The following is a 24,498-nucleotide window of genomic DNA, read 5'->3' as shown; positions in this document are numbered from 1 at the left end:
CCCGTTGAAGACGGAGGCAAGCCTCCTTCTTCAACGGGATTTTACAATATTCTTCCAGGCAGATGGCATCATCTGCCCGCTCGCAAGACGCCCTAGAATTCGATGCCGATCTTGCCGAAATGACCGCCCGCAGCCTGCATTGCAAACGCCTCCTGCAAGGCTTCGAGCGGGAAGCGATTGCCGATGATCGGCCGTATTCCCGTGGTCTCCAGCGCGCGCACCAGATCGCGCTGATGCTGACGGCTGCCCACCGAAATGCCCGCGATGTTCACCTGCTTGGTGAAGATGCGCGCTGTCGGAACCGGCCCCTGCACGCCTGCCAGAACCCCGATCAGGGAGATGGTTCCGCCATTTCGCGTCGCCTCGATCGACTGCGCCATCGTCGCGGCGCCGCCGACCTCGACTACAATGTCGACGCCACCGCCGGACAGCGCCTTGGCCCGCGATCCCCATTTCGGTTCTTCGCGATAATTGATGATCTCATCGGCGCCGAGTTCCACCATGCGCGCCAGCTTCTCATCGGAAGAGGAGGTCGCGATCACCCGCGCGCCCATGGCCTTGGCGATCTGCAACGCATAGATGGATACGCCGCCGCTGCCCATCACCAGCACGGTGTCGCCAGCCTTGATCTGCCCCGCCGGAACCAGACAGCGCCATGCGGTGACGCCCGCGCAGGTGATGGTCGCGGCTTCAACGTCGCTATAGCCCTGCGGCGCCAGCGTGAAGCCATGCGCCGGAGCGGAGACGAGGTCGCGCGCGAAACCGTCACCATTGTCGCCCGGAATGGTCTTGGGCATCGTCCGGGGGACAGGGCCGTCGGACCAGCCGGGAAAGAATGTCGATACCACGCGATCGCCGGCCTTGAATTCGCTGACGCCTTCGCCGACCGCCACTATGGTTCCCGCCCCGTCCGAAAGCGGCACGATATTGGCGGCGACCGGAATGTGTCCCGCGACCACGGCGAGATCGTGGAAGTTCAGCGAACTTGCGCCGATGCGGACCAGAATTTCGCCCGGTGCGGGCTGCGTCAAATCCGGTTCCTGGGTCAGGCTCAGCTTTTCAATGCCCGGCTCGGGGAGGCGAACTACTCTCATCTTGGCAAGAATCCTTCCTCATCTGCATCGGGCGGCATTCTTGTCACCCGTCCTTTAACATTGCAACGCGATTCATTATTGTTGAACGTCCAACCTATCAGCAGGCTGCGCCGAGGCGGACGGGGATCATGCCGCCGTCGACCCGAATGTCGGTCCCGGTTATGAAGGAGGCATCCTCCGACGCCAGAAAGGCCGCCGTGCGGGCGATGTCCATCGGCGTCCCCCAACGGCGCAGTGGCGTCTGCGCCAGCACGGCTGCCGCCGCCTTGCCATCCTTCATGTCGCGGCGCGCCATTGGCGTATAAATGATGCCGGGCGAGATCGAAAGGATGCGCGCGCCGCGTTCCGCCCAAGCCGCCGACCGCAAGGCCGCGGCGCGGATGGTCGCGCGCTTCGACAGGCCATAGGCGGGCCCCGAAAGATCGGAATAGCCGACCCAATGCCCCGCCTTGTCATTCGCCATCTCGGTCAGTATCGGTTCGATCCGATCCATCAGATCCGGGGCCCAGGGGGCATCGAGCAGAGCATCACCCTCCCGGTTCGCGGGTGCGAGATGTCCCGCCACCGATGCGATCAACAGGCCCACGGTGCCATGGACCAGAAAGGGTTCGACGGTTTCCAGCAAGCGCATCGTGCCAAGCGCATTGGTGCGAATCACCGTCTGCCAGTCGGACACGCCATGGGCGATGCCCGCGGCATGGACGACGACGCCGAGCGGTCCATGGTCCGCAAGAAGCCCGGCGATCGCCGCCTGGGTTTCGGACGCGGCGAGGTCGCCCGCCAGCGTGCCGGCGATCCCATAGCCTTCCTCGCCCAATTGCGCGGAAACCGTCGCTAGCCGCTCTCGCGAAATATCGACCAACAGCAGATCGTGCGACTGCCCGAACTGACGCGCGCACGCAATGCCGATGCCGCCGCATCCGCCCGTGACCAGCGCAAGCCGTCTCTCGATCGCTGGTTTCACCATGATCCCCCCTCCCGTTTTCAATGGATGATTATGTGCAATATGTAGATCATGGTATATTATTGTTCAAAGGCAGGCAATGTTGCTATAGACCGTGCATGGTGCTGTACGAGCCATGACCAGCCGTGCTGCCAGTATAATGATGGATCCATGAGAGGCGCATGCCAAGAACGAAAAACAACCCCGCCCCCGTCGATCCGGCGGCCTCGCTCGGCAAACGCCGCACCTATAATAGCCGCTCGATGACCGAACGCCGGTCTCGCATTATCGCGGCTGCATTGGCGATCATTGAGGAGGGCGGTCCTAACAGCGCCACGATCAGGAGCGTCAGCAAGAGGGCCGGCGTCGCTCTGCGTACATTATATCTCTATTTCGATAATCGCGAGGCGATGATCAGTGTCGCGATCAAGGAATTCTTCCACCAATCCCTCGAACTGGATTCGAGCAAGAACGATCCTGCGACGGTCGCCGATGTCGTTGAGCGGCTTGATCGCCTGTGCGACGTCATCGAAAAATCGCGGAGCTATTCGAAGGCGTTGTCGCCCATATTCTTTTCGCCCAATGTCGATCAGGCGATTTATGACGTTCTGAAGCAGATGGCGCTGTCGCACGTCTTCCCCTTTCTGGACAATGCGCTGGCCGCAACGCGGATGCGGCCGAGCCAGCAGTTGAAAGAACTGATCTGCACCCAGATCTCCAACACGCAATATGCGGTCATCAATGATGTTTTTTCCGGCCGGCTGTCCGAAGAGAATTTCGCTCTCTTTCTGAAAATTTCCGTGCTGTCCTGTATTGCTGGATACCTGCCGAAAATTCCCAAGGATATGAAGGAGACCTTGCGGGAACTACAGGCAGAACTCGGCTAAGCCGATTGCCCACACGACATGGACAACGGCCGTACCCCTTCTTCTTGGAGGCTTGGCGATTAATAGCAAGGTCCGATGAGTTTGACTCATCGGACCTTGGTAAAGCCCGCGCGGCGCCTCGACCTTCGCCCGGATCCGCCGACAGAGCGTTGACAAATGAGGATCGCGACTTCATTCATCCCTATGAATACCATCGGTACCCTATTGAGGATGTGGGCATGGTGGTGGGAGCAGGAGGGGTGATTGGCGGATACAACCGGTTGGCGCGCGCCGAGGCGGCCTGAGTGGGTCGCCCGTGTCAATGCGGAGGCGGATTGCCTGGACCTTCCGGCGCTGGTGCCGCTCGATGCGGACTCCTTGCTTGACTGGGCGCGGCGCAACACCGGCCTCGATGATTTTGGCGGCGACGCCTGGCGGGAACCGTTCAGCGTCCTGCTGCACGGCCTGGAAACGGAGGCGGACCTTCACCTGATGGGCCGGATGGCGGCGCGGACGGAAATTCTCAACTGGCTCCAGAACAGGCTGAAGATCACCGACCTGCTGAAGCGTAATCCCGACATCCACGATGTCGTCATCGACCGGCCGCTGTTCATCATCGGCACCGCGCGTTCGGGAACGACCATCCTGTATGAATTGCTGGCGCAGGATGAACGGTTCCGCGTGCTGCTGGGCTGGGAGGCGGTATTTCCCGTCCCGCCCTCGCAAGCCGCGACCTGTGCCCGCGATCCGCGCATCGAGCAGGCGGATCGCCTGCTCACCCAGATCAATCGCATCGTTCCAGAGCATGAGGCGATGCATGACATTGGCGGTAATATTCCCATCGAATGCGGCCAGATCATGGGCCACAGCTTCATCGCCGATCAGATCGACGCCTTTTACCAGTCGCCCAGTTACAGCCAGTGGATCATGAGCCACGACTGGACACCGGCCTATGAATATCACCGCACGATATTGAAGATCCTGCAATATCGGAATCCGAAGGCGCATTGGCTGCTCAAGGCGCCGAACCACATGACGCACATCCCGGAGCTTCTCAAAATCTATCCGGATGCTCGGTTTATCCAGACGCATCGCGATCCGTTGAAAACCATGGCTTCGGTAACAAGCCTGCTGGGCACGCTCTATTGGGCAAAAAGCGACCAGCAGTTCAATTCGTCCGCCTTCGAGGACCTCATGCTCGCGCCCGGCATGGCAGCACAGTTGGAGGGCGTCATGGCGTTGCGCGACGAGGGCGTGATCCGCGAAGACGCGATAACCGACATAGTGTTCGCGCAACTGGTCGACGATCCACTGGCTGCGCTGGAATTGGTCTATGAACGGCTGGGACTGAGCTTCGATGCGGCGCAGCGCCGCAAGGTCATGGATTATCTGGCGTCCAAGCAGGGCGCATCGCATGGAAGCCATCGCTACGACGATCCCTCGCCCGAACGCGTGGCCCGCGACCGGCCCTATTTCACCCGCTATCAGGCGCGTTACGGCGTGCCCGACGAGATCAAGGGACAGTCATGACGACGGACAAGGACACGCCACAACGGATCGGCGGCGCGAGTGCGGGGGGATCGTCACGCAAACGCTTTGTCAGGGCGGAACCGCGCGACGACGGCGCCAACGCGGCCCGGCTGAAGAACGGGCAGGCCTGGGCGGATTTCTGCGACGCCATCAAGCGGTCGGGCGAGCATATGCTGGCGATGGATATCGACTGGAGCGAACTCGATTATGTCGACGCATTCCACTATCTCGCGGGCGTCGTCAATGGCGGCATCCGCACCGCGATCGATCATGCCGATCCGGCAGTGCCGATGTGGGTGCATAATGGGAACGGCGTGAAACATTCCGGCGACAATGCCGACAATCGTTACCTCGTCGCCCGGCTGGACCCTTCGAAAACCTATCGCCTCTTCGGGGAACGCCGGAACTGTTTCGACATGATGGTCGAAATATCGCAGGGCTATATGCAGCAGGGCGACGCCCGGACCTATGCCACGGTGCGTTTCGACGAAGCATTTTCGGTCGATCCCGATGGACGTTTCGAAATTATTCTGGGCGGCGAACCGCGCGACGGCAACTGGCTGCCGCTCGACCCGGAGGGACGGCAACTCGTCATCCGCTGCTATTTCCTCGACTGGGAAAGCGAAGCGCCGCCCTCCATCGCGATCGAGCAGATCGGGCATGAAGGCCTGCCTCCCACCCCGGTCACCGCCGCCCGCATGGCCGGCCTGCTGGACGACGCGGCGGCGTGGATCGAGAGCAATGCCCTGTTCTGGACGCCGTGGATGGAGGAATATCATCGGCAGCGCAAAGCCGGTCATTTCAATCAGGCGCAATCCTATGTCGGCGGCGCCAAGGATATTCTCTACGGCAACAATGGCTATGAACTGTCCGCAGACGAGATGCTGCTGCTGGAATTCACACCGCCGGACGCGCAATATTGGTCGTTCCAGTTACAGAATAACGCCATGGTCAGCATGGACTATGCCAATCACCAGACCAGCCTGAACTGCCGCCAGATCAGGATAGACGATGACGGCGTGGCACGTATCGTGGTCGCGCATCGGGACCCCGGTATCGCCAATTGGCTGGACACTTGCGGCCGGACGACAGGACTCTTGATCTGGCGCTGGATATGGACGCAGGACAATCCGCACGTGACCATGCGCCGGATCAAGGCGGACGCGCTGGATGCGCTGCTGCCCGCCGAAACCGTCCGCCTGACGCCGCAGGAGCGTCGAGCCGCGATCGCCATCCGCCAGCGCCATGTGGCGTTGCGCGAAAGAAGCTGCTGAACGAAGGAACAGTCCATGGGTCTGGAGAAGGAAATCCCGGCGTCGCATCTCGATCTGTTCGAGAACAGGACGCCCTGCTTTTGCGCCACGACGAAGGCGAACGGGCTGCTTTCCGTGCATCCCGTTTCGGCGCTTCTGGAAGAGGGGCAGGTCCGTTTCAGCACCCTGAAAACGCGCGGCAAATATAAGAATCTGGTGAAGGACGATCGCGTCTCGCTCTGCCTGATCGATCCGCAAAACCCCATGCGCTATCTGGAAATCCGGGGGCGGGCGGTGCTGGCCGACGACCCGGATCGGGTCTTCATCGACAGCATCGCCCGCCATCATATGGGGATGGACCAATATCCCTATGACGCGCCGGACGCGCAGCGGGCGACGGTGACGATCGATGTGGCCGAGGTCTGGGTCCAGCCCTGAGGCGATCCGCCGCCCTGTAATTTTGTCGACAATTTCCGAACGAAGGCTTTCTCCCATGGATCTGCAACTGGCGGGCAAGACCGCGATCATCACCGGCGGCAACAGCGGCATCGGCATCGGCCTCAGCCTGCATTTCGCGGCGGAAGGGTGCAATGTCGTCATCGTCGGCCGCGACATGGACAAGGCGCGCGAAGTCGCCGCGCGCGCCGAAAAGCTCGGCGGCCGCGCCATCGCCCTGCAAGCCGACGTGACGGATCGCGCGGCGGTGGAAGCGATGACCCGCCAGGCCATGGAGCATTTCGGCCCGATTTCCGTCCTCATCAACAATGCGGGCGGGCCGGGGACCATTTCCCCCTTTGAGGAAAAGGACGACGACGCGCTGAACTGGGAGATCGACCTCAACATCCGGGGCGTCATCCATTGCATCCAGGCCGTCGGGAAAACCATGCTGGCGTCGGGCGGCGGCAGCATCATCAACATTTCCTCCGCCTCTTCGGTCGTGCCGAAATCGGGCATGGGGATGGTCAACTATGCCGGGACCAAGGGCTATGTGGACTCCCTGACCCGCGCCCTGGCCTTCGAATGGGCGAGCAAGGGCGTACGCGTCAATGCCATCTCGCCGGGATGGATCATCCCCTATTCGCGCGAGGACGTGTCCAGCGGCAGCAACTGGCGGCGCTTCGCCTTTGATGTCTTCGGCGACCCGGACGATGCGCGGGCACGGATCGCCGCCGGCACCGACAGCTATATTTCGGGCGACGACCTGCCGCTGAGGCGCGCGGGAAGTCCCGACGACATCGCCCGCGCCGCGCTCTTCCTGGCCTCTGATGCGTCGTCCTATTTCACCGGGCAGATGTTGAGCGTCAGCGGCGGCAGTTACATGGCGTCCTGATAAGCCCCGTTCAACGCACGCAAAAGGAGCCCCCGGCCGGGGTGAGCTGTGAATCGCAGTGATCCCGGCCGCGCCCCCCTTTCGACCTGGGCTCTGATCCCAGCATCATCGGAGTATCTTTGGCCTATTGGGCAGGGACATCGGGATCAAGGATGCGGGGCGCAATCTCACAAATAAATCCTATATAACCAATGATTTATCCATCGGCCCGGTGCCGTTCGACTGAAGGGACTCTCGCCCGTTCACCGGGGAAGCTGGTCACGACGGTAGATTCTGCCATGACCGATGCGCGGACCTTTCATGCCCATTGATCGTATATTGGTCTCCAGCAACTGGGAGATGGCCATGACTGACACGCAAAAGCTGAAAGAACATTTTTGGGATCGTATGACGGCCAGTCCATTCATGATGCTGGGCCTCACAGGTGGCAGAAACCATAGCGAGCCTCTTACGGCACAGCTTGACAAGGGTCAGGTCGATACACTTTGGTTTTTCATTGGCAAAGATAACCGCCTCGCCACAGGCGGACCAGCGATGGGCCAGTTCGTCTCAAAGGGCCATGATTTCTTCGCCTGCCTGTCAGGGAAGGTGGGAATCGACAATGATCCGGCGATGATTGACAGGCTTTGGTCCAAGCAGGTGGAGGCCTGGTTTCCCGGCGGTAAGTCTGACCCTAATCTGGCGTTGTTGCGTTTCGACATCGATGAGGCGGAAATGTGGGAGGCGGATGTCTCGCTTTCCGGAAAGCTCAAGATGCTGTTCGGCGGGAAAATCAATCCGAGCGAGGAAGGCAGTCACGCAAAGCTCGACACCACCGCCAAATGATCGGGCGGACAACGACCAATCTTCTGTCGCGGCCAAGCGGACGCGGGGTGTTCGCGCGAATTGCAGGAAGAGCCCGAGAAATGGCAGGCTGTGGAGGCAGAGGTCACCGCTATCGGCTCATCGCGGGGAACTATCGCCGTGCGTAACAATTAAAGATGCACCTTCTCTCTCTTTTGGAGATCGATCATGCTTTGGACTCTCATATTGATTTTGCTTGTGTTGTGGGCCTTGGGTGCCTTTGTGGTCCCGGTCGGCGGCGCGTTGATCCATCTTCTTCTCGTGCTGGCTCTGATTGTCCTGGTGTATAATCTCGTGACGGGACGCCGCGTCGGTTGAATGGAAAGGCGCCGGTGTGATCCGCCCGGCGCCTTTCCAAGGAGTGATCATACGCTTCCTGGCCCAGTAATTATCGGCGTCCGCCCGCGCAGAGGCGGGTCAGCGCTCCGGCCAACCCGACCATATGGGCGTGGGCAGGCTGCATGGGGACCCGTCGCCAATATCTGTGGCGACGGGTCCAATTGCGCCGCTCTGGGCCAATGTAAAATCAAAAGGCTCCGGGCGCGGCTATCCGGTTGCATCGGATCGTCTTCCATGCCAGTGGCAGGCTAGATATGGATACGAACGTTCTCGTTTCCCGCCGGTCGCGGGACGAAAGAATGGCCGGGCTTGTCGAAATAGGAGTGGAAGAATGCGGTTGGACAAGCGGATCGCCATCGTCACGGGGGCGGGATCGGGCATCGGCGCTGCTATTGCCCGTCGATTCGCGGCGGAAGGGGCGAGCGTCATCGCCGCCGACATTAACGCCGATGCCGTCGCCCGGACCGCCGAAGGCCAGGAACGGATCGTCGGGCAGACCTGCGACGTCACCGGGGCGGGAGCAGTCGATTCGCTGGTCGATGATGTCGTCGCGCGGTTCGGCCGGATCGACCTGATGGTCAACAATGTCGGCCAGTCGGTGGCGGGACTGCTCACCGATGCGACGGATGAGGAATGGAACCGCGTTCTCGCCCTCACATTGTCGTCGACCTTCTATGGAACGCGGGCCGCGTTGCGCGCGATGCTGCCCAACCGGTCGGGCAGCATCATCAACATTTCCTCGGGCGCCGGATTTGCCGGGGCGCCGGGTCTCGCCACCTATGGCGCCGCCAAGGCGGGCGTCAACCATCTCACCCAATCGGCGGCGGTGGAGAATGCACGCAGCGGCGTGCGCATCAACGCCATCGCGCCCGGCTCGATCGAGACGCCGGCCATTCTCGCCTGGGCGAACAACCTGCCGGGCGGCGTTCCGGCCTATGAGGCGACCTTGCTGCCCGGAAGGTTCGGCAGGCCGGAGGAAATTGCGGCGGCGGCGCTTTTTCTCGCCACTGACGAGGCGAGTTTCGTGAACGGCGTGATCCTGTCGGTCGATGGCGCGGCATCGGCCCGGATGCCGGCGATCGCGCCTCCCGATTTTGACAAGTGACCGGTGTTGGCGCATCCCGCGTCCGCCGGATTTTGAGACTGAATATTGAGCTTCGCTGGGGTTAAGACGTGCAGGAAAATGCTTTGGTCAAGAATGTCGATATCGTCATCATCGGCGCGGGATTTTCGGGGATGTACGCCGTCCACCGCCTGCGGAAGGATTATGACGTCCTGTGTTTCGAAGCCGGCGACGGCGTAGGAGGCACATGGTACTGGAACCGCTATCCCGGCGCCCGGGTGGATATTCAAAGCGTTGAATATTCCTACAGCTTTGACGAGGATTTGCAGCAGGAGTGGCGCTGGCCGGAATATTTTTCCGCCCAGCCCGATCTGGAGCGCTACGCCAACCATGTCGCGGATCGTTTCCAGCTTCGCGAGCATATCCGGCTCTCCACGATGGTGCAGAAGATGCGGTTCGACGCGGCGACGAACCGCTGGCATGTCCATACCGACAAGGGTGAAGAGGTCATTTGCCGCTATGTGATCGCGGCGACCGGCAGCCTGACCGTGCCCAATGCCCCCAACTGGCCGGGGCGCGAGACGTTCACCGGGGACATCTATCACACCACGCAATGGCCGCGCGAAGGGCTGGACCTGTCGGGCAAGCGCGTCGGCCTGATCGGGACGGGCTCGACCGGCATCCAGGCCGCTCCCCTCATCGCGGAACAGGCCGACCATCTGTTCGTCTTCCAGCGCACGCCGGTGTTCAGCATGCCATCGGGCAACCGGCCGCTGGACGCGGAATATGAAAATGAATGGAAGAGCGACTATGCCGGGCGGCGGAAGGAGATGCTCAAAAATTACGGCGCATCGCTGGTAGAATATACCGATATTTCCGCGCACGACTGCACGCCCGAGCAGCAGGAGGCGATGCTGGAACAGGCGTGGAACTCGAAGAAGGCGATGCAGATGCTCGTGGTCTTCAGGGACGTCATGACCGATATGGCGGTGAACGACATTGTGTGCGAATTCGTGCGCAAGAAGATTCGCGAGACCGTGAAGTCGCCGCAGACGGCTGAGCTGCTCTGCCCCACGACCTATCCGATCGGCGGCAAGCGGCTGTGCGTCGATAACGGCTATTATGAGATCTACAACCGCGACAACGTCACGCTTGTGGACGTGAAATCGGATCCGATCGTCGCCTACACGCCGTCGGGCCTGCGCACGGCCAAGGCGGATTATGATCTCGACGTGATCGTCACGGCCACCGGCTTCGACGCGATCACCGGCGCGATGATGCGGATCGACATCGAGGGCGTCGACGGCGTGAAGCTCGCGGACAAATGGTCCGACGGGCCGACCACCTATCTTGGTTCGATGATTGCGGGCTTCCCCAATCTTTTCATGATCCACGGCCCGACTACTCCGGCGGCCCAGGCCCAGATGATCACCACGGGCGAGTGGCAGGTCAACTGGACCGCGGACGTCATCGACGACATGGAGCGGGAGGGCTATGCGAGGATCGATACCACCCCCGAAGCCGAAAATCAGTGGCACGACCATGTCGACATGATTTCCGAGGGCACCGTGCACAAGCTCGCCGACTCCTGGTATAACGGCAAGAATATCGAAGGAAAGAAGGGCGGGTTCATGATCTACGTCGGTGGCTTCCCGCAATATTCGGCCGCCTGCACCCATGCGGTCCACAATGATTATGAAGGGTTTGTGAGGTCGAGGAGCGATGCCTGAGGGACCGCGCGCCCGTTGCATGCCGTTGATCGCGAGGAGGGCGTTTGCGCGCCCATGCACGACGATCTCCAGCGCATCGCCGTGGCGAGCGATGCGCTCAACCCGTTTCATGCCTATTTCAGCTGTCGGAAATCAGATCGATGATGGCCGGTGCCTCTTCCACCGCCCCGGATGAAACTTCCGGCGGTCACCACGGCATTGCCCTGAGTGAAGCGACCCGCGTCTGGGCGCGTATTGCCGCGCTCAGCTTTGGCGGTCCGGCGGGGCAGATAGCGATGATGCACCGCATCCTGGTCGAAGAGAAAAGGTGGATCGGGGAGGAACGCTTCCTCCATGCCCTCAACTATTGCATGCTGTTACCCGGGCCGGAAGCACAACAGCTCGCCATCTATATCGGTTGGCTGCTCCACAAGACAAAGGGCGGGTTGATTGCCGGCGTTCTGTTCGTGCTGCCGGGTTTCCTCGCCATATTGGGCCTCAGCTATATTTATGTGCTGTTCGGTCATGTGTTGCTGATCGAAGGGCTGTTCTTCGGGCTCAAGGCAGCCGTTCTGGCGATTGTGGCGCAGGCGGTGGCGCGCGTGGGCTCGCGCGCGCTGAAGAACAATGCCATGCGCGGCCTTGCGCTCGCGGCTTTCGTCGCGATCTTCTTTCTCGGCGCGCCCTTCCCACTGATCGTGCTGTCGGCTGGGTTTATCGGTTATCTCGGTGAGCGCATCGGCGTCGCCCAGTTCAAAGGCGGCGGCAGCCATGGGGCGGCCAGCGGGGAGGTCATTCATGACCGCGATACCGCCCTTGGCGAAGCGTTGCCCGAACATGTCAGGCCCAATCTCGGTTGGTCGCTGCGGATATGCTCGGTGCTGCTGCTGCTCTGGCTCGGACCGGTTCTGGCATTATTCCTGACGCTGGGGCCGGATGACGTGTTCTCGCAAATCGCCAGCTTCTTCAGTCAGATGGCGGTTGTGACCTTCGGTGGCGCCTATGCGGTTCTGGCCTATGTCGCGCAGGAGGCGGTGGGCACCTTCGGATGGCTACGCCCCGGTGAAATGCTCGACGGCCTCGGCATGGCGGAAACCACGCCTGGACCGCTCATCATGGTGACGCAGTTCGTGGGCTTTCTTGCCGCCTTCCGCGACGCCGCGCCGCTCGCCCCGTTGCTGGCGGCGACGTTGGGTGCGATCCTGACGACGTGGGTGACGTTCGTGCCCTGCTTCCTGTGGATTTTCGCGGGCGCCCCCTTCATCGAGCGGCTGCGCGGCAACAAGGCGCTGTCCTCGGCGCTGACCGCCATCACAGCCGCCGTGGTGGGCGTGATCCTGAATCTTGCGATCTGGTTCGCCATCCACACATTGTTCCGGCAGGTCAGGCCGGTCACGACACCGGCCGGATCGCTTGACGTGCCGGTGTTGGCGTCGATCGACATCCCGGCGGCATTGCTGGCGATCGGGGCCATGATCGCGGTCTTCCGCTTCAAGCTGGACGTCCTGCCCATTCTGGGCGCGTGCGCAGCAATCGGGGCGGGCTATGTCCTCCTTGTCTGACGAGAGGCTGGAATGACCGATCCCCTGCGGAGGCCAAGCTCCTGAGCGAGCCGAGCGCGCTCATTGCGGGGTTCGGCACTCTGACTGGTGGTGGAGCGGATCGGTCTGGAGGCAGGGCCATTGCGACACGTGTTTCGACGATCGCCCGGCCGCTGCCGCCGCAACCGCCGATGACGACGCCGACCTTGCCGGTCCTTTACTGCGCTTTCTCCCCAAGCAGTGCCAGCGTCGCTGAAAAGGCTTCGCGTGCGCGTTCCAGCGGGCTGAGCTTGCGCTGCAACCGCGCCTGATTGGGCGTTTCAACACCCAGTCGAACATGGGGCGGAAGGACGCCCAAAATTCCGGTCAGCGGAAATTCGCCTTCGCCGGGATAGAGCCGGTTCGCGACCGATTCCGGTCCGATCTCGTCCGGCGCAATGACAAGCGGACCGTCGCAGATCTGCACATAACCGACATGGTGCGGTGCAATCGCGGCGAGCGTCTGTGGCGATCCCCCGGTACGGATCAGGTGAAGGCAATCGACAACCAGTTGGGCGTTGACCCCAGCCGCCTCGATCAGGTCGACACCGTCCTGCAAGGTCCGCGTCACGCCCATCGAAATCGGTTCGACAAGGGTTTCCAGCCCATGTTTCGCGCACAGGGCATGAAAAGCCGCCAGCCGTTCGACAATGTCGGGACGAGGCACGCCGAAATTGATTGCCGTTGCCGTCCGCGCGCCCAGGCTCGCGCCAAAGGTCAGCGCCGGCTCATAGTCCGCTATTGGGCCGTCGATGTTCAGGTTGAACACTTCCAGATTGCCGAGCGAAACCCCGCAATCAGCCATGGCGCGCGCGATCTCTCCGTGCATTGCCGGCGTCGCCAGCATCACAGGATAGAGCGCGGGTTCCTGCACCCACAGGCTGGCAGAGTGGTATCCGGCCTCCGCAGCGATGCGGAACAGGTCAGCGGACCCAATATCGGGCAAGGTCAAACAATCGAGGCTGAGGTCGTTCATCCCTGAGCTTCGAAAACGGCATAAACTTCGGCGATGGAGGGATTGCGCCGCAGAGTCTGGCCGCCGCTGACATGGAGGACCTGCCCGGTGACGAAGCTGGATTCTTCGCTTGCCAGCCATAGCGCGGCGTTGGCGATGTCGGCTGCGACGCCGGGCCGCTGCAACGGAATTTCGCGCATGTAGAGCGCCCGCATCGCCGGGATGGCCATGCCCCCGCCCGACATCGGCGCGTCCGCCACGCCGCCCGCCGCGATGCTGTTGGCGCGAATGCCCTTGCCGCCAAACTCGTTTGCGATGGTGCGGATGACATGATCGATCCCCGCCTTGGTGCCCATATAGGCGGCATGGTCCTCGAACATGATCGTCGCGGTAACCGAGGAGATCTGGATGATCGATCCGCCATCCTTCATGTTGCGCACCAGCGCCTGGAAGAACTGGAAGGGCCCGGTGAACTGCACCGCAGCCATCTGTTCCAGTTCTTGCTTGCTGGTTTCGAGGAACGGGTTGAGCAGGCCCCAACCCGTGCTGTTGACCCCGATATCCAGCCCGTTCATCTTCGCGGCGGCATCCTCCACCGCCTTGTTGATGCTGCCCTCGTCGGTGATGTCGCAGGCGACCCAGTCCGCGCCAATCTCGTCTGCGATCTGTTTCAGGGGGTCGACCCGGCGCCCGGCGATCACCACCTGCGCGCCATGATCCCTGTAGGTGCGCGCGATGGCGGTGCCGACATTTTGGGGCGCGACCCCCAGGATCAGCGCCTTTTTGCCGCCGAGTCTCTTGTCCATACAGTCTCTCCTACAGAGCGGCGAAGTCGATCTCGCGAATGGGATTGCTGCCGTCCCATGTCTTGGCGGCGGCGCGGCCCTCGATGAAAAGCTGGCGCGTCCCTTCGCCCTCGATAAATTCGAACAACACGCCCTTTTCGCCGGGCGCCTCCAGATAGGCGACCTTCGTGGCGGCGTTTTCGGCGCGGAACACGACCTTCATCCCGTCCTTGAGCGCGTCCTCCACCGTCGTATCCAGATTGCCGGTCAGCCAGGCGATATGATGCATGCCGACGAGCAGCTTGCCCGCTTCGTCGCGATAGGGGCAGGGGCCGTCATTCTTCAGTTCGATAAACTCGATCTGGGTATCGTCCTGCCATGCCATGGCGACATCGATCATGACGGTGCCGGTCCGGCCATAGCATTGGCTTTCCATACTGACATTGCGGAACACGATCCAGGGGCCAAGACCCATGGTCTCGCTCCAGTGGCGGACGCTGGCGTCGAGATTTTCTACGACGAAGCCGATCTGATCGATCGGGCCATATTTCTGTCGGCTCATGGTCATTCCCTTATCGTGGCTGCATGACGCCCGGCGCGGCGCCCGAAGAAGGAGGCTTCGCCAAGGCAGGTGCCCGACGCATAGCCCGTGCTGTCCTGCGCAATGTTGGAGGCGCAGGCCCCCGCCGCATAGAGGCCGGGTATAACCGCGCCATCCGCGCCCAATACCGCACCATCGACGGACACTTTGAGCCCGCCCAGCGTGAAGCCGGTATAGACCGCCTTGCCGAAAGACAGGTCGAAGGCCGCATAGGGGCCCTTGTCCAATGGCTTGATCCATTTGGGATATTTGTGGAATTCCGGGTCTTCGCCGTTGGCGGCATGGTCGTTGTAAGTGGCCATGGTCGCCTGCAAGCTGCCTTCCGGCAGGGCCAGCCCCGCCTCCATCTCGGCGATGGTCTCGAACCCGTCGACAAGGCTCTGGTTGGTCAGCGATGCAAAGCGTGGATAGGCGAAGATGTCCGCGTCCACGACCAGATAGACGGTTCCCGCCGGCTGACGCGCGCAGGCCATGCTCGACCGGCTGTGATAGCTGTCCTCCGCGACGAAGCGCTTGCCCTCGCGATTGACGAGAATGCCCTTGAGCAAATCCTGCGGCGGATAGAAGGGGGAGGTGAGAAACGCCTCCTCCATATGTTCGGTCGCGCCGCCCGCCGCCATGCCCAGCCGGATTGCAAGTCCGTCGTCATGGGGGCTGCCCTGGACGAAGGCGGATTGCAGGATCGGCGCATGGCGCGCGACCATTTCGGCATTCTGGCCGAAGCCGCCGGCGGCCAGGATCACCGCCTTGGTCGCCTGCACGAAGCGCGTCTCGCCGAAACTGCGGATGCGCACGCCGACGATCCGGTCGCGCTCGCGCACCAGCGCCTCGACCTTGCTGTCGACCATCGCCGTCGCGCCCAGCGCCGCCGCGCGTTCCGACAGGATGCGCAGCGCCAGCGCGCCGCCGCCTTCTTCCCCGTCGAAAGCGACCTTGTGCCCCCGCGGTGCTGGCTCGGCCTTGTCGCGATAGGGCCAGACCTGCTCGTTACCAGTCCAGATCAGGCATTCACGGCCCGGCTGGACGACATTCTTCTCCGGATAATAGCTGCGGTCGAAAGGAATGCCCTGCGCCTCCAGCCAGTTGAAATGCGCGACGCTCCCGTTGGCGTAAAGGTGGATTTTTTCATGGTGCGGTTCCAGCGAAGCCGCCTCCAGATAGCGCGCCATGGCATCGGCGCTGTCGTCGAAACCGCAGGCCTGCTGCACCGGGGTTCCGCCGCCCAGATAGAAATGCCCCGCTGCTGCGGACGTGCTGCCCGACCCGCCGCTGCTCCGTTCGATGACGATGACGGAGGCGCCCGATTCGGCCGCTTCAATCGCGGCACAGGCGCCCGCCATGCCGAAGCCGACGATCACGACATCGGCGCTTTGCGTCCATTGGCCGACGCTCGATACGTCAATGATTAACTGCTCGTCGGCATTATCCATGCTGAACCCTCTCCTTAGGGAAAGGGATTTATACCGAACTATGAGTCTGGTCAATTAGGACATCGCGGACTGCGCGGGATCAGTCGATCAGACGCTGGCCCAGTTCTTCGGCAAGAATGGAAATATAGGCGTTGGCATCATCGGACGGGATGCTGCCCGGTCGCGTCAGCATTCCACATAGCTGATCGAGCCGATTCAGCAGAAGATGCAGCCGCGCCCGCTGGAACCGGGCCGCATGATCCGTGCCCATCGCGGCCGCAAAGCCGCGCAGCCCCGCCGTCGCCAACCGGTCGATCAGCGCGTCGCGGTCATGATCCAGGCGCATCCGGAAATTCTGCTCGAAAATCGCCAGTTGCTCGACCAGTGGCGTCACATAGCCATGGGCTACATACAGCTGGGCCAGCTCGGCGATCCACTCGCGAAGATCCCTGTTTCTCGCGGGGTCCAGTTCGGCCAGCCGGTCGAAATGGCCAATCCAGTCGGCCGCGATGCCGTCATAAATGGCGAGGGCGAGGGTGAATTTGGATTCGAAATGATCGTAGAAGGTCGCCCGGCTGATTTTCGCCGCGTGGATGATGTCGTCGATCGTCGCATAGACATAGGGCGTGGCCGCGAAGATATTGGCAGCAGCGTCCAATATGGCCGCACGGGTCTGCCTGCGCCGTTCTTCCTGATAGGGGCTGCGTCCGGGCGGCCTGCCGCGACGCGGCTTCGCAACAATCTCATCCATGGTGCCTGATGTGCGGATGAAAATCGGCACAGTCAAATTCTCTTACGCGAGCGGCAACCCCAGCAGCACCTCCAAAAGATCGCCGTGCGCCGACCGCGGCTTCCTATAGTCTCACAACCCGCAGCCCTCAATCGGGCAGGGCATAGGCGACGACCTGATCGCCGAGCTTCGTCCCCATGAATTGATGCCCACCCGCCGCGATCACGACATATTGTTTACCGGTGCGGCTAGACGTGTAACTCATCGGGCTGGCCTGTCCGCCTGCGGGAAGCCGCCCTTCCCAGAGCAGTTTTCCGCTTTGGGTGTCGAAGGCGCGCAGATAATGGTCGATCGTCGCCGCGATGAAGGTCACGCCGCCCTTCGTCACCACCGCGCCGCCAAGGTTGAACACGCCCGGCACCGCGATGCCAAGGGGGGCGTGGTCGCGGGTCGTGCCCAGCTTCGTTTGCCAGACGATCTGGCGCGTCTTCAGGTCGACCGCCGACAGCTTGCCCCATGGCGGCGCGTTGCACGGCAGGCCCAGGGGCGACATGAAGGGCGCGAAGTCGACGGCATAGGGCGTGCCATATTGCGGCGACAGGCCTGCGTGGCCATTGCCGGCGCTCGCGATGATCTGCTTGTCGGCTTCCTTGCGCGGCACCAGCCGGACCGTCAGCGGCATTGCCGAGCTGTTGACGATCATGATCCCCCGCGCTTCGTCCACCGCCACGCTGCCCCAGTCGATCACCCCGAAATTGCCAGGGAACTGGAGTGTGCGGTGGGTTGAGGGCGGGGTGAACTTGCCCTGATAGCGCATCTGCTTGTACTGGATGCGGCACCATAGCTGGTCCAGCGGGGTCGCGCCCCACATGTCCGCTTCGGTCAGCGGCGGCGGCGTGAAGCTGGGCATGCCCGTCGACCAGGGCTGGGTCGGCGCATAGCGTTCCCCGGGCACGTCGCCCTTGGGAACCGGCCGTTCTTCCACCTGCGCCAGCGGTTTGCCGTCGCGCCGGTCGAGCAGGTAGATGTCGCCATGCTTGGTCGGCTGGATCAGTGCCGGGACCGTGCCCTTGGGCGTCGGCATGTCGATCAACACCGGCTGCGATCCGACATCATAATCCCACAGATCATGATGCACAGTCTGGAAGGACCAGCGCGCCTTGCCCGTCACCGCATCCAGCGCGACGACCGAACTGGAATAGCGGTCGGCCAGCGCCGTCCGGGTGCCGCCGAAGAAATCCGGCGTGCTGTTGCCGGTCGGCACATAGACCAGACCCAGTTTCGGATCGGCGCTGAACAGCGTCCATGCATTGGGCGTGCCGGGGGTGTAGATCGCGCCCGGCTTCGCCGCCGCGGCGTCTTCCGGCCGGCCCAGGTCCCACGCCCAGAGCAGCTTGCCGTTGCGGGCGTCGAACGCGCGCACCACGCCAGACGGCAGGTTGGTCGCCACGCCGTCCAGCACGAAGCCGCCCACCACGGCGGCATTGCCAATGATCGTCGCCGGGGAGGTCGAATATTGGAACCCCGGCTTGGTCGGCCCAAGCCCCTCCAGCAGCGAAATCTGGCCGTTGGTGCCAAAGCTGCGGCAAGGCTTGCCGGTTTTCGCGTCGAGCGCGATCATGCGCCCGTCGATCGTGTCCACCAGCACGCGGGTCGGACAGTCGGCGACGGCTTCCTGCGCCTTGAAATAGGATACGCCGCGGCACACGAGCATGGCCACGCCCTGGTCGTTGGTTTTGGGGTCGTAACGCCACCGTTCCTTGCCCGTATCGGCATCCAGCGCGACCACGACATCGTGCGGCGTGCAGAAATAGAGCGTGTCGTCCACCTTGATCGGCGTCGCCTCGAACATGAAAGCCGATTTGGTGTTGGGGTAGTTGGCCTGGATGTCGCCGGTGCGATAGGTCCAGGCGACTTGCAGCTTGCCGACATTCTGCGGCGTGATCGCGCTGGCGGGCGAATAACGGGTGCCTGACTGGGTGCGCCCGAACTGCTCCCAATCATTGGGTGCCGTCGCTTCATCGGGCGAGACCAGCCCGGCTGCCTGCTTATGTTCGCCGGCCCCCCCGTTCAGCGGGAACAGGGCCGCGCCGATCAGGACGGCGATGCCGGCGACGGCTACCGTTCCTTCGCCCAGCCGCGCGGCTGATTTGCGCGCGGGCGCATCGCGGAACGCTCCCTGCACCCACGGCATCACCACATAGAGCGCCACGGCCAGCGGGCCGCCGACACGCGGCAGCAGCTGCCAGAAATCGGTCCCTACCTCCCACACTGCCCACAGCAGGGTCGCCAGGAAGACGCACAGATAGATTTGCGCCCCAAGACGGCGTCCGCGACAGATGAGAATGCCTGCGACGATGCAGCCAATGCCCGCCAGAACATAATAGGGTGATCCGCCCAGTCCGGCCAGCCAGCCGCCGCCGATCGCGAGCGCCAGCCCGACAAGCAGCAGAAATCCGCCAAGCGCCCACAGACCTATCCGTCCAGCCATCCTATCCTTCTCCCAAAGATTCGGCGGCTGAATCCTGTCCGTACCGCTTTCATCTGCCCCGTTCCGCCCCGGCGTCACGGCCGAATTCTGCGACAGGGGTTCCGCATTCGTGATTCGATCAAACTGCGGATATATTCATGAATATGCGGTCATTGCCTATAGAATATCATGCTATACGGCAAAATTTCTACGCATCCGCATAATATGGGAATTGTCTCGTCTGCGCGAGCCGGGAAAAGCCGTTCGCATCATTGAGGCTATTTTCACAATATCCGCGAAATGCCCGATAGAGGCCCGAGCGTCCCGGGCTTGGCAGCTATGGCGGCATGGGCGCGGGCGCGCCGACGCGGGCGCCGCAACGGGGTCACACCCCAGCGCTGACCTGCAGCGGTTTCCAAGGTCCGATGCGCGTCTACTCCATTTTGACGAGGTCAGGCATCGGCGGACGTGCAAGATCGCCAGACCACGCCAAGAGATGCACGGGGTCGGACGGGTCCCCAGCAGCGGATGAGGGGGCACTCGAAGGCAAGGTCGGGATCATTACCGGCGCGGCATCCGGCATCGGGTGGGACGCGGCAGTATCGAATGCCGGGACAACAAATATAGAGGGTTCAAAGGACGCATCCAGCCGACGGCGGATAGCGTTCCACAATCAAGGAGCGAGGATCATGGTCAGTCTGTCACATCGCGGGATTTGCGTGAGCGATATCGCGGCATCGGAACGCTTCTATCGCGAAGCGCTGGGCTTCGAGCCTTATCAGGACCACGGGCTCATCGAAGGTCCCGACATGTCCCAGACGATGGAGATCCCGGACGTCCGGTTGCGGGCGGTGATGCTCAAGCGCCCGGATGGACCGGTCATCGAACTGCTGCAGTTTCTGAATCCGCCAGCCACCGGCCCCCGCGAAAAGCGGTCAACCCTGCAATATGGCCTGGTGCACATTTCCTTTTATGTCGACGATATCGACAGCTGGGCGGCGCGTATCGCGGGCGCGGGCGGCACGGTCCATGAAGAGACCCGGGCCTATTTCGCCGGTAACACCACCACGATGCTTTATTGCACGGATCCGGACGGCGTGCGGGTTGAACTGATGAAGGCGTCGGGCGAAGCAGAGCGTTTTTCCCACAGCGGCATTTGCGTGGATGATATTGACATTGCCCTCTCTTATTATGACGCGCTGGGGTTCGCGCCCGCGGAAAACTATGTCCTCGATGAGGGCTATGACTGGCTGGGCGTCATCAACGAAGTGCCGGGGATCAAATTGCGCGCGCAGATGATGCGGGACCCCGCGGGCAACACAATCGAGCTGTTGAAGGTGTTCGAGCCGGCCTGCTTCGGGTCGCGCGAACGCCAGCCGCTCAACCGGTTCGGCCTCACGCATCTGGCCTTCTGGGATGACGATCCCGAAGCCACGGCGGCAAGGCTCACCGATCGGGGCGGCTATTTCGTCGAACAGGCCCATGTGAAGACCCCTGTCATCGAACTGCTGCACGGTGCCGACCCGAATGGCGTCCGTATTGAATTGATGCGGCCGGTTGCCTCTGCCGGTTAGAGTATCGCGCGGCGCTGGAGCATGTCCAAGGCGTGATGCGTCAGCATCGTAGCGCCTTGATATTAGAGCATCGTGCGGAAAAGTGGCAATCGGGCGCGTGTTGCGGAAGTCGATCGCGACTGGAATTAGGCGAAAGCGATCCGCTCCGGTCGCACGAGGCGTGACCGGAGCAGGTCGCTGGCCTATGGAAAGGCGATTGACCTTTTGTGCGATGCGAGGATTTTGCCGATGCGCGACGCGCCCATGATTTTGCACGGCTATTGGCGTTCGGGCACCAGCTACCGGACGCGGATCGCGCTGAATGCGAAGGGTCTTGCCTATGAGCAGGTGAGCCATGACCTGCGCATTGGGGAGCAGCGCGCCATGGACTATCTGGCGCTCAATCCCCAGGGGCTGGTCCCCGCATTGGAGGTGGACGGCCGGGTCATGACGCAGTCCACGGCGATTATCGAGTGGCTCGAGGAACGCTATCCCGACCCGCCCCTGCTTCCCGGCAATGCGGAGGACCGGGTCGTCGTTCGCGCCATGTCGTTGATCGTGGCCTGCGATATTCACCCGCTCAACAATGTGCGGGTGTTGAACCGGCTTCGCGATGGAATGGATGCGGGCGCCGATGCGGTGAAGGCGTGGATCGCGCACTGGATCGTTGCGGGCTTTGAGGCGCTAGAGCCGTTGATCGCGCGCCATGGCGGGGCATTTTGCTTTGGTGACGGGCTGACCATGGCGGACTGCCATATCGTGCCGCAGGTCTATTCCGCGGAGCGCTTTGGCGTCGCGCTCGATGCCTTTCCGTATCTTGTCGAAACCGTGATGCGTGTCCGCGAACAGCCCGCCGTTATGGCGGCCCATCCCGACCGGCAGGCAGGGGCGGGGTAGGAGGCCGGGCTGCCGTGCTTCCGGGCTGACCGCGGCGGCCGGCATGTCATCCAATCGCGGAGCGCCTTGTCGAGTCGGGGATCGAGCGTTATCAGCATCCTAAGAGGGGTTCACCCCGAATAAGGAGTCAGCCCCATGCCGGTCGAGCCATTCGACGACGAGCGCGCCCAAGCCGATCGGGCCGGCATGTCAGCATCGCACGCGCAGGCGGCGAGGGCGCATCCGCCGCTGGAGCGCGACCGTTTCGGCCGCGCGGAACGCAGGCATGACGGTCCCGTCGATGGTGATGCGCCGGTGTCCCGCAGCGACCTCCGCAAGGGCCCGGAGGAATTGCTCGAGCAGAACAAGGTGCTTGTCAATTGGGGGGTGCTGCTGATCTCGTCTGCGGTGATCCTGACCTTCTCGGTTTGGGCCATCCTGATGCCCGACGAGGCCCGGGCGACGATGAAGACTGCCGTCGAATGGATCGCGACGAACCTCGGCTGGTATTATGTGCTCACCATCACCCTGGTCATCGGCTTCGTGCTCTTCGTCGCTTTTTCCAAAGAGGGCGATGTGCGGCTCGGGCCGGATGACTCGCGGCCGCAGTACAAGCTCGTGACCTGGGTCGCGATGCTGTTTGCCGCCGGCGTCGGGATCGATATGCTGTTCTATTCCGTCACCGGCCCGGTGGCGCAATATCTGCATCCCCCCTCCGGCGAAGGCGGCACGCCCGCGGCGACGCAGGATGCCGTCGTCTGGACAATGTTCCATTATGGCATCGCGGGCTGGTCGATCTATGCGCTGCTCGGCATGGCGATGGGCTATTTCGCCTATCGGTGGGGGATGCCACTGTCGATCCGCGCGGCCCTTTATCCGCTGTTCGGCAAGCGCGTACGCGGCTCCCTGGGCGACGGCATCAGCATTATCGCGCTGGTCGGCACGGTGTTCGGCGTCGCTACCTCAATGGGTATCGGCGTCGTTCTGCTGAGCGTCGGCTTCGCGGTGATGTTCGGACTGGAGCCGGGCCTTACGCTCCAGATCGCGCTGGTCGTGGGTGCCGTGATCCTGACCATCGCCGCCACGACCTCCGGCGTCGATCGCGGCATTCGCTGGATTTCCGAGCTGAACCTCTGGAGCGCGGCGGTGATGATGGTCTACATCCTCGTCACCGGACAGACGGCGTTCCTGCTGAATGCCCTGGTCGAGAATATCGGCCAGTTTTTCGTTACCCTTCCCGTGCGGACGCTGCAAACCTTCGCCTATGAGCCGGGCGGCGCGGAATGGATGGGCGGATGGACGTTGTTCTTCTGGGCGTTCTGGCTCGCATGGGGGCCTTTTGTCGGCGTGTTCCTGGCCCGCATCTCGCGCGGACGCACGCTCCGCGAATTCGTGATCGCGGCGATCACCGCGCCCGTGCTGTGCGACTTCATTATCGTTTCGCTGTTCGGCAATTCGGCCCTGTACCATGTGCTACAGGGCGACAGGGCCTTCGCCGAACTGGCGGTGCAGAGCCCGGAACGCGGCTGGTACGCCCTGCTGGAGATGTTTCCAGCACCCATGTTCCTGGTGGGTCTGGCGACGCTCTCGGGCTTGCTGTTTTACCTGACGAGCGCGAATTCAGGCGCGATGGTGACGTCGAATTTCTCTGCCTCCATCCCGGACCCGTCGCAGGACGGGCCAAAATGGCTGAGAATCTTCTGGGCCGTGCTGACCGCCGTGCTGACCGTGGCGATGCTGTTGGCGGGCGGCGTGACGGCGATGGAATATGCCACGCTGATCTTCGCCCTGCCGGTCACGATCATCGCCTATCTGGTGATGGCGTCCTTCTACAAGGCGCTGCGGATGGAGCGGGCCGAGCGCGAGGGGCAGGTGCTGCGCAGGCGGTCCATGGCCCCGATCGGCGGCCATGTGCCGGAACGGTCGTGGAAGCAGCGGCTCGAACGGCTGCTCGCTTTCCCGACCCGGCGGCAGGCGGCCCAGTTCCTCGACCGCACGGTGCGGCCGGCGCTGGACGATGTCGCCGCTGAATTCCGCAACCAGGGCTATGAGGTCGAACGGAGCGCCGTGACCAACGCGAGCGGGATCGAGGAACCATTGCTGCGGGTGTCGATGGATATATTCCCCGCCTTCCATTATCAGGTCGCGATCGTCGCGGCGCCGGTGCCTATGTTCAGTGGCCGCATGTCGCGGGAGACCGACGTCTATTACCGGCTGGAGGTGTTCACGCCGAGCGGCTCGGGCGGCTATGACCTGATGGGCCTCACCAGGCAACAGGTGATCGACGATGTGCTGGAGCGATATGAGGCGCACCTCACGTCGCTCACCTCCGCTGCGGAAATCAGGAACTCCTGATCGACGCTGTCGCGTGGCTACAGGCACGGGAAACCGCCTTTTCAGCCGCTGGTCGAAAACAACGGATGCTCTCGCGATGGTTGACGTCGAACATAGAGGCGGTCACCGCGCGTAGCGCGTCGACGCTGCCAGTCCGTCATTGACTTTAAAGGTACCATCGTTACATTAAATCCCTGCCGGTTAGATAAGACGCAGGCGATGCAAGCATCGGACA

General features: G+C 62.4%; 21 protein-coding genes. 13 read left to right on the top strand and 8 right to left on the bottom strand.

The annotated features are described in order from the left end of the window. Positions 1–92: 92 nt before the first annotated feature. The gene (locus F7P65_RS15255) at positions 93–1,094 is read right to left on the bottom strand and encodes a zinc-dependent alcohol dehydrogenase family protein (protein ID WP_150293207.1); all 1,002 of its coding nucleotides are present in this window, start codon (positions 1,092–1,094) and stop codon (positions 93–95) included. A gap of 97 nt (positions 1,095–1,191) precedes the next feature. Further along, positions 1,192–2,061, bottom strand: a complete 870-nt coding sequence (locus F7P65_RS15250; protein WP_150293205.1) for an SDR family oxidoreductase — start codon at positions 2,059–2,061, stop codon at positions 1,192–1,194. A gap of 158 nt (positions 2,062–2,219) precedes the next feature. Between F7P65_RS15250 and F7P65_RS15245 the strand changes: the two genes are divergently transcribed. The 10 genes from F7P65_RS15245 (at position 2,220) to chrA (ending at position 12,532) form a co-directional block, all read left to right on the top strand. Further along, the gene (locus tag F7P65_RS15245; RefSeq protein WP_150293203.1) at positions 2,220–2,924 is read left to right on the top strand and encodes a TetR/AcrR family transcriptional regulator; all 705 of its coding nucleotides are present in this window, start codon (positions 2,220–2,222) and stop codon (positions 2,922–2,924) included. A 243-nt stretch (positions 2,925–3,167) separates the two neighbouring features. Beyond that, entirely contained in the window at positions 3,168–4,433 is a 1,266-nt protein-coding gene (locus tag F7P65_RS15240; RefSeq protein WP_150293201.1) for a sulfotransferase family protein, read from the top strand. Beyond that, positions 4,430–5,707, top strand: coding sequence for a DUF1214 domain-containing protein (locus F7P65_RS15235; protein ID WP_150293199.1), 1,278 nt, complete (start codon positions 4,430–4,432; stop codon positions 5,705–5,707). Before F7P65_RS15240 ends, F7P65_RS15235 begins: the two co-directional genes overlap by 4 nt. Before the next feature lie 15 nt (positions 5,708–5,722). After that, complete coding sequence (locus F7P65_RS15230) at positions 5,723–6,124, top strand: pyridoxamine 5'-phosphate oxidase family protein (RefSeq protein ID WP_150293197.1); 402 nt, start codon at positions 5,723–5,725, stop codon at positions 6,122–6,124. A gap of 55 nt (positions 6,125–6,179) precedes the next feature. After that, on the top strand, positions 6,180–7,016 hold the full coding sequence (locus F7P65_RS15225) for an SDR family NAD(P)-dependent oxidoreductase (protein WP_150293195.1): 837 nt from the start codon (positions 6,180–6,182) through the stop codon (positions 7,014–7,016). 345 nt (positions 7,017–7,361) lie between these two features. Further along, positions 7,362–7,841 (top strand): pyridoxamine 5'-phosphate oxidase family protein, encoded by a 480-nt coding sequence (locus F7P65_RS15220; protein WP_150293193.1) that lies wholly within the window; start codon positions 7,362–7,364, stop codon positions 7,839–7,841. 186 nt (positions 7,842–8,027) lie between these two features. Then, the gene (locus F7P65_RS15215; protein ID WP_150293191.1) at positions 8,028–8,177 is read left to right on the top strand and encodes a lmo0937 family membrane protein; all 150 of its coding nucleotides are present in this window, start codon (positions 8,028–8,030) and stop codon (positions 8,175–8,177) included. A gap of 352 nt (positions 8,178–8,529) precedes the next feature. Next, positions 8,530–9,303, top strand: a complete 774-nt coding sequence (locus F7P65_RS15210) for an SDR family NAD(P)-dependent oxidoreductase (RefSeq protein ID WP_150293189.1) — start codon at positions 8,530–8,532, stop codon at positions 9,301–9,303. A 68-nt stretch (positions 9,304–9,371) separates the two neighbouring features. Further along, positions 9,372–10,991, top strand: a complete 1,620-nt coding sequence (locus F7P65_RS15205; RefSeq protein ID WP_205452096.1) for a flavin-containing monooxygenase — start codon at positions 9,372–9,374, stop codon at positions 10,989–10,991. 140 nt (positions 10,992–11,131) lie between these two features. Continuing rightward, positions 11,132–12,532, top strand: coding sequence for a chromate efflux transporter (chrA, locus tag F7P65_RS15195; RefSeq protein WP_150293187.1), 1,401 nt, complete (start codon positions 11,132–11,134; stop codon positions 12,530–12,532). Positions 12,533–12,728: 196 nt separating this feature from the next. Here the strand turns inward: chrA and F7P65_RS15190 are convergent, their stop codons facing one another. From F7P65_RS15190 to F7P65_RS15165, 6 genes are all read right to left on the bottom strand, one after another. Next, on the bottom strand, positions 12,729–13,526 hold the full coding sequence (locus F7P65_RS15190; protein WP_150293185.1) for a sugar phosphate isomerase/epimerase family protein: 798 nt from the start codon (positions 13,524–13,526) through the stop codon (positions 12,729–12,731). Then, positions 13,523–14,311, bottom strand: a complete 789-nt coding sequence (locus F7P65_RS15185) for an SDR family oxidoreductase (protein WP_150293182.1) — start codon at positions 14,309–14,311, stop codon at positions 13,523–13,525. The genes F7P65_RS15190 and F7P65_RS15185 overlap by 4 nt, the downstream gene beginning before the upstream one ends. Before the next feature lie 10 nt (positions 14,312–14,321). Further along, on the bottom strand, positions 14,322–14,852 hold the full coding sequence (locus F7P65_RS15180; RefSeq protein ID WP_150293180.1) for a VOC family protein: 531 nt from the start codon (positions 14,850–14,852) through the stop codon (positions 14,322–14,324). Between the two features lie 2 nt (positions 14,853–14,854). Further along, on the bottom strand, positions 14,855–16,321 hold the full coding sequence (locus F7P65_RS15175) for an FAD-binding protein (RefSeq protein ID WP_150293178.1): 1,467 nt from the start codon (positions 16,319–16,321) through the stop codon (positions 14,855–14,857). Between the two features lie 79 nt (positions 16,322–16,400). Then, a complete protein-coding gene (locus F7P65_RS15170; RefSeq protein ID WP_240334322.1) occupies positions 16,401–17,081 on the bottom strand; it encodes a TetR/AcrR family transcriptional regulator in 681 nt (226 codons plus the stop codon). A gap of 97 nt (positions 17,082–17,178) precedes the next feature. Continuing rightward, positions 17,179–19,521 (bottom strand): membrane-bound PQQ-dependent dehydrogenase, glucose/quinate/shikimate family, encoded by a 2,343-nt coding sequence (locus F7P65_RS15165; RefSeq protein WP_150293174.1) that lies wholly within the window; start codon positions 19,519–19,521, stop codon positions 17,179–17,181. Between the two features lie 668 nt (positions 19,522–20,189). Here F7P65_RS15165 and F7P65_RS15160 point away from each other — a divergent pair. The 3 genes from F7P65_RS15160 (at position 20,190) to betT (ending at position 24,284) form a co-directional block, all read left to right on the top strand. Next, a complete protein-coding gene (locus tag F7P65_RS15160) occupies positions 20,190–21,074 on the top strand; it encodes a VOC family protein (RefSeq protein WP_162854639.1) in 885 nt (294 codons plus the stop codon). A 228-nt stretch (positions 21,075–21,302) separates the two neighbouring features. Further along, complete coding sequence (maiA, locus tag F7P65_RS15155; protein WP_240334319.1) at positions 21,303–21,950, top strand: maleylacetoacetate isomerase; 648 nt, start codon at positions 21,303–21,305, stop codon at positions 21,948–21,950. A gap of 135 nt (positions 21,951–22,085) precedes the next feature. Further along, positions 22,086–24,284, top strand: a complete 2,199-nt coding sequence (gene betT, locus F7P65_RS15150) for a choline BCCT transporter BetT (RefSeq protein ID WP_150293171.1) — start codon at positions 22,086–22,088, stop codon at positions 24,282–24,284. Positions 24,285–24,498: the final 214 nt, after the last annotated feature.

The organism is Sphingobium estronivorans (assembly GCF_008692605.1).
GTDB lineage: Bacteria > Pseudomonadota > Alphaproteobacteria > Sphingomonadales > Sphingomonadaceae > Sphingobium > Sphingobium estronivorans.
Note: the sequence above shows the minus strand (reverse complement) of the source record. Positions and strands in the feature narration are given on the sequence as shown.

Excerpts from the sequence above, each read along its gene's own strand:
- F7P65_RS15255 (WP_150293207.1), bottom strand. The coding sequence starts at position 1,094 with ATGAGAGTAGTTCGCCTCCCCGAGCCGGGCATTGAAAAGCTGAGCCTG.
- F7P65_RS15250 (WP_150293205.1), bottom strand. The coding sequence starts at position 2,061 with ATGGTGAAACCAGCGATCGAGAGACGGCTTGCGCTGGTCACGGGCGGA.
- F7P65_RS15245 (WP_150293203.1), top strand. The coding sequence starts at position 2,220 with ATGCCAAGAACGAAAAACAACCCCGCCCCCGTCGATCCGGCGGCCTCG.
- F7P65_RS15235 (WP_150293199.1), top strand. The coding sequence starts at position 4,430 with ATGACGACGGACAAGGACACGCCACAACGGATCGGCGGCGCGAGTGCG.
- F7P65_RS15230 (WP_150293197.1), top strand. The coding sequence starts at position 5,723 with ATGGGTCTGGAGAAGGAAATCCCGGCGTCGCATCTCGATCTGTTCGAG.
- F7P65_RS15225 (WP_150293195.1), top strand. The coding sequence starts at position 6,180 with ATGGATCTGCAACTGGCGGGCAAGACCGCGATCATCACCGGCGGCAAC.
- F7P65_RS15220 (WP_150293193.1), top strand. The coding sequence starts at position 7,362 with ATGACTGACACGCAAAAGCTGAAAGAACATTTTTGGGATCGTATGACG.
- F7P65_RS15215 (WP_150293191.1), top strand. The coding sequence starts at position 8,028 with ATGCTTTGGACTCTCATATTGATTTTGCTTGTGTTGTGGGCCTTGGGT.
- F7P65_RS15210 (WP_150293189.1), top strand. The coding sequence starts at position 8,530 with ATGCGGTTGGACAAGCGGATCGCCATCGTCACGGGGGCGGGATCGGGC.
- chrA (WP_150293187.1), top strand. The coding sequence starts at position 11,132 with ATGATGGCCGGTGCCTCTTCCACCGCCCCGGATGAAACTTCCGGCGGT.
- F7P65_RS15190 (WP_150293185.1), bottom strand. The coding sequence starts at position 13,526 with ATGAACGACCTCAGCCTCGATTGTTTGACCTTGCCCGATATTGGGTCC.
- F7P65_RS15185 (WP_150293182.1), bottom strand. The coding sequence starts at position 14,311 with ATGGACAAGAGACTCGGCGGCAAAAAGGCGCTGATCCTGGGGGTCGCG.
- F7P65_RS15180 (WP_150293180.1), bottom strand. The coding sequence starts at position 14,852 with ATGAGCCGACAGAAATATGGCCCGATCGATCAGATCGGCTTCGTCGTA.
- F7P65_RS15175 (WP_150293178.1), bottom strand. The coding sequence starts at position 16,321 with ATGGATAATGCCGACGAGCAGTTAATCATTGACGTATCGAGCGTCGGC.
- F7P65_RS15165 (WP_150293174.1), bottom strand. The coding sequence starts at position 19,521 with ATGGCTGGACGGATAGGTCTGTGGGCGCTTGGCGGATTTCTGCTGCTT.
- F7P65_RS15160 (WP_162854639.1), top strand. The coding sequence starts at position 20,190 with ATGGTCAGTCTGTCACATCGCGGGATTTGCGTGAGCGATATCGCGGCA.
- maiA (WP_240334319.1), top strand. The coding sequence starts at position 21,303 with ATGCGCGACGCGCCCATGATTTTGCACGGCTATTGGCGTTCGGGCACC.
- betT (WP_150293171.1), top strand. The coding sequence starts at position 22,086 with ATGCCGGTCGAGCCATTCGACGACGAGCGCGCCCAAGCCGATCGGGCC.